The sequence below is a fragment of the Candidatus Zixiibacteriota bacterium genome, assembly GCA_018820315.1.
GTDB lineage: Bacteria > Zixibacteria > MSB-5A5 > JAABVY01 > JAHJOQ01 > JAHJOQ01.
Map to the genome: position 1 here is coordinate 1 of JAHJOQ010000120.1, position 4,426 is coordinate 4,426.

Here is a 4,426-nt window from a genome sequence, read left to right on the forward strand (position 1 = left end):
ACAGAAGATAGAATCGAGCAGAGACTACATTTACCTTCACATAATAAGCCCCGTTTGAGTCGGATGAGGCGGTCGCAAGATGAAAACGCACCGCTTGCTTTTGATCCTGATTTAAGGCATATTGTCCGGCAAATCGACGGATGTCGAGCTACGCAAGCCCGTATGCCGGATTGGCTCCAAGTTGCGGAGGAATGCATGACCGCTGAGAGACAAGACAAGCCATATCTGTCCGCCGAGTTCAGTGCGCTGACAACTCGGATCATGCGCCTTGCGGATCAGGGGCTCCTGAGGGCAGATTTTCTCCGACAGGTTTCGGCGATATTGCTGGACTTTTCCGGCTGTGATGCTGTCAGCATTCGCCTCGTCGAGCGAGGACGTTATTACGGCAGTGATAAGAACAGCACCGCAGAAGAGAGCTTTATCTATGATGTCTCTCCCATTGATGAAGCCAGGCTGCGTTTCGCCGATTTGATTGCCGACAGTGGCGGCGCATCCGGCTTTGAGGCTCTTTGCTACGCGATACTGCTTGGGAAAGCAGAGGGCGCAGCATCCGGTATCACCGAACGTGGAAGTTTCCTCTTGAACGAGACCGCGACTCCGGCGGAATTTTCTGTCGAGTACCTTGGATCGAGGCATAAACTCAGCGTTCCGACTGCGAACGGCCAGGTATCCATGGTACTTCTGCCTTTTCCACTGCATGAGAGCGGTTTGGGTCTGCTAGTGCTGCGAAGTACAAGACAGGATTACTTCTCTGCCAGTGATATCGAATTCTTCGAAGGCATTGCTCAGATGCTCGGTATGGCGATTGTTCACAGGCGCGCGCATGTCGCGCTACGGGAGCGCGTCAAGGAGCTCACCTGTCTCTACGGAATCGCTAAACTTGTCGGACGGCCGAATATATCCCTTGATGAGATTCTCAAGTCAACAGTGAAGCTGCTTAAGCCAGCATGGCTTTACCCCGAGGTGACAGCAGCGAGAATCGTGCTTGATGGCAACTCCTATGTCACCGACGATTTCAGGGTCGGCTTCGCCAGCTTGAAAGCCGACATGGAGATTCGCGGTGTGCCGAGGGGATTTGTGGAAGTTGCTTACCTTGATGAGCGTCCGGTGCTGGATGAAGGACCGTTTCTGCGCGAGGAGAGAAGCCTGATCGATGCAATCGCGCGTGAGCTGGCGCTTATTACCGAAAGACGCGAGGCTGATGAAGAGAAATCGCGTCTTCAGGAGCAGCTCCGCCACGCCGATCGTCTTGCGACCATCGGACAGCTTGCAGCCGGTGTCGCGCATGAACTGAATGAGCCTCTCGGGAGTATCCTCGGATTCGCGCAGCTTGCAAAGAAAGGTTCTGAATTATCAGAGCAAGTACAGCAGGATATCGACAGGATCGTGGCAGCGTCGCTGCATGCGCGCGAGGTTGTCAAGAAACTGATGCTGTTTGCGCGCGAAGCTCCGATGAAGATGAACCGGCTGAATATGAACCGGACAATCGAGGATGGCCTCTATTTTCTAGAGTCGCGCTGTGCAAAAGCCGGCATTGAGATCGTGAAAGAATTTGATCCTGATATTCCCGATATAACCGCCGATCCGAGTCAGCTCTACCAGGTGCTTGTGAATCTGGTGGTGAACGCCGTCCAGGCTATGCCGTCGGGGGGCAAGATAATCATCCGCACAGAACATGATGCCGACAATGCCATATTGGCGATTGAGGACACCGGAACCGGCATCGAAAGAGAGATGCTCAGTAAGATATTCATTCCGTTCTTCACGACGAAAGACGTGAACGAGGGTACCGGACTTGGACTTGCAGTGGTGCACGGGATCGTATCATCACACGGCGGAAAGATCAGTGTTGAGAGCAAAGTTGGGACCGGCACCCGCTTTGAAGTCTCCTTTCCACTGAGCGACTCGACGGGCAAGAATTCACAGGGAGATCCAAAAGATGGCGAATCATAAAGAAGGCAAGGCGCGGGTTCTGGTAGTTGATGATGCGCCTGATACCCTGGAAGTTATCCGGCGAAACCTGGCTGATGAGGGGTACACTGTGTTCACAGCTCCCGGAGTGGTGGAAGCGATCGGGCTACTTGAGTCGTCACCTGTAGATCTGGTGATCACCGATCTAAAAATGCCCAAAGTCAGCGGGCTCGACCTGGTACGTCATGTGCGCGAGAACATGAAAGAGACCGAAGTGATGATGATCACCGGCTACGCTACTGTCGAGGGTGCGGTGGAAGCCGTCAAGACCGGTGCGGAAGAGTATCTCGCGAAACCATTCACCGATGAAGAGCTGCTGGAGGCTGTCGACAAAGCACTCGGCAAGTTGAGAATGCGGAAAGCATCGCAGCCGTCGTCAGAGAAAGCTAAGTCTTCCTCCTCCGGCATCCTGGGGAATTCACGGCTGGTGCAGGGTGTTTTTCGCGCGATCACTCGAGCGGCGACCACATCTGCGACGGTGCTCATCTCGGGCGAAAGCGGCACGGGGAAAGAGCTTGTGGCACGAGCGATTCACTACGGAAGCAGCCGCGCCTCAAAGCCGTTCGTGCCTGTCAATTGTGGCGCAATTCCGACAGAGCTCTTCGAAAGCGAGCTTTTCGGTCATGTGAAGGGCGCATTCACCGGTGCCAGCGAATCCAGGGCTGGATTTTTCCAGACCGCGGATGGCGGCTCGATCTTCCTTGACGAGATCGGCGAAATGAGCCTTGCGATGCAGGTGAAGCTGCTCAGAGTGCTGCAGGATCAGGAGGTGTGGATGGTCGGCGCTACTCGACCGCGCAAAGTTGATCTCCGTGTGCTTGTGGCTACTAATAAGGATCTAGCAGCACTTGTCAAGAAAGGGACTTTTCGGGAAGACCTCTATTTCAGGCTGAGCGTTCTGACGATGACAGTTCCTCCTCTGAGGGAACGCGATGACGACATTCTGCTGCTGGCCGAGTATTTTATCACGAAATTCGCCGAAGAAGCAGGTCGACCGGTACCGGAGTTTTCCGAGAACGCCTTAAAAGCGCTGAAGCACTACGCGTGGCCGGGTAATGTGCGCGAACTCGAAAACATCATACAGCGACTGGTAATAATGACCGATAGCAGCACGATTGATGTACCTGATCTTCCGTCGCTGATGCGCTTCACTGTATCGCGGGAAAGCGGTCTGCATCGCACGCTTGCCGAAGTCGAAGCAGAATACATCAGGAATGTGCTGGCGAGTGTCGGTGGCAACAAGACCAGAGCTTCCGAAATTCTTGGGATCGACCGCAAGACTCTCCGCGAGAAGCTTAAGCACTCCGATGAGAATCGGGGAGAATGACCTCGCGGTGGGGTATTTCTCCCCACAGGTGCAAGATTCCCCGCTTTCTCAGTCCACTTTTGGCCAATTATCGACGCTTTTCTGATTCCGCAGACTGGTCGTGGGGCATTCCAGATTCTCAGAAGTTCCCCCGTTACGAATTCTTGCTCCTATCACAATGAGGATACATGATTTAGCAGGAGGGCTCTTTCATGCCCTTGTGTGGCGACTTTATACCGATGTCTCTGTATCGTGATGGCACACCTTTTGCGGTTACTCCAGTCGGATGGTTGACGAACGAAGAAAGACGAAATCAAGAGACCCACTGGAGGTAATAGAGATGTCAGATACAAGAATCACCGGAAGAGAAGCTGCCAAGTTCAGCAGGACCACAGATGGCCAGCAGCCCGAAGGCCTTTGTATGACGTGTGAATATTCGCCATCGTGTGCCTTCACAAAGCTGAGCGTGCAGCCGGTTGTGTTTTGCGAGGAGTTCATAGAGGGAACCAAACCTGACGTCGCCAGCGCCGGCAATACCAGGCAGCGGGCCACTGACTTCCAAGTGGATTTCACGATGAAGGGTCTCTGTATGAACTGCGACAATCACGGGGACTGTGCTCACGAGAAGCCATTCGGCGGGATCTGGGAGTGCGAGAATTATTCGTAGTGATGCGATGTGTCACGAGGTCTGCGCTTAGATTCTCGCACTGGGAAAAACGATCTGGCATATAGTCCGGCATTGCACGAGCGGGATCTTCCCATAGAGATCGCATATCGTCGTCAGAATTGCGCCCGGCTGCTACAAGCAGTCGGGCTTTTCATTTTCATCGTAGCAATTGAATGTGGGGCTACAAGCCGAGTTGGATGGCTACGCCGCATAATAGAAGCGCAAAGCCGGCGAGTGCGTGAGAGTACATTTCCAGTTTGTGGAACGGTACAAGGGTTAATCCTGCCGACAGCATCAGCACCGATGCAACCATCGTCGCAATAGTCACAAGGCTGAAGACGAGTACAACCAGAATGACACCGTTAAAGCTTTGCTGCGCGGCTGGATACATCAGTATCGGGATAAGCGGTTCGCACGGTCCGAGCACGAACACAGTGAACAGAATCCAGGGGGTAATGCTGCCCTGCTTCTCGTGAGTGTGG

The 4,426-nt window shown here is 53.7% G+C and carries 4 protein-coding genes; 3 read left to right on the plus strand and 1 reads right to left on the minus strand.

Annotated features, from left to right (window positions below):
* Nucleotides 1-195: 195 nt before the first annotated feature.
* From KKH67_11970 to KKH67_11980, 3 genes are all read left to right on the plus strand, one after another.
* A complete protein-coding gene (locus KKH67_11970; protein MBU1319896.1) occupies nucleotides 196-1,953 on the plus strand; it encodes a hypothetical protein in 1,758 nt (585 codons plus the stop codon).
* The gene (locus KKH67_11975) at nucleotides 1,940-3,298 is read left to right on the plus strand and encodes a sigma-54 dependent transcriptional regulator (protein MBU1319897.1); all 1,359 of its coding nucleotides are present in this window, start codon (nucleotides 1,940-1,942) and stop codon (nucleotides 3,296-3,298) included. Before KKH67_11970 ends, KKH67_11975 begins: the two co-directional genes overlap by 14 nt.
* A gap of 319 nt (nucleotides 3,299-3,617) precedes the next feature.
* A complete protein-coding gene (locus KKH67_11980) occupies nucleotides 3,618-3,944 on the plus strand; it encodes a hypothetical protein (GenBank protein MBU1319898.1) in 327 nt (108 codons plus the stop codon).
* A gap of 181 nt (nucleotides 3,945-4,125) precedes the next feature.
* On the opposite strand, the gene KKH67_11985 is transcribed toward KKH67_11980, so the two are convergent.
* Nucleotides 4,126-4,426: hypothetical protein (locus tag KKH67_11985; GenBank protein ID MBU1319899.1), on the minus strand; the 301-nt coding region annotated here is incomplete at its 5' end.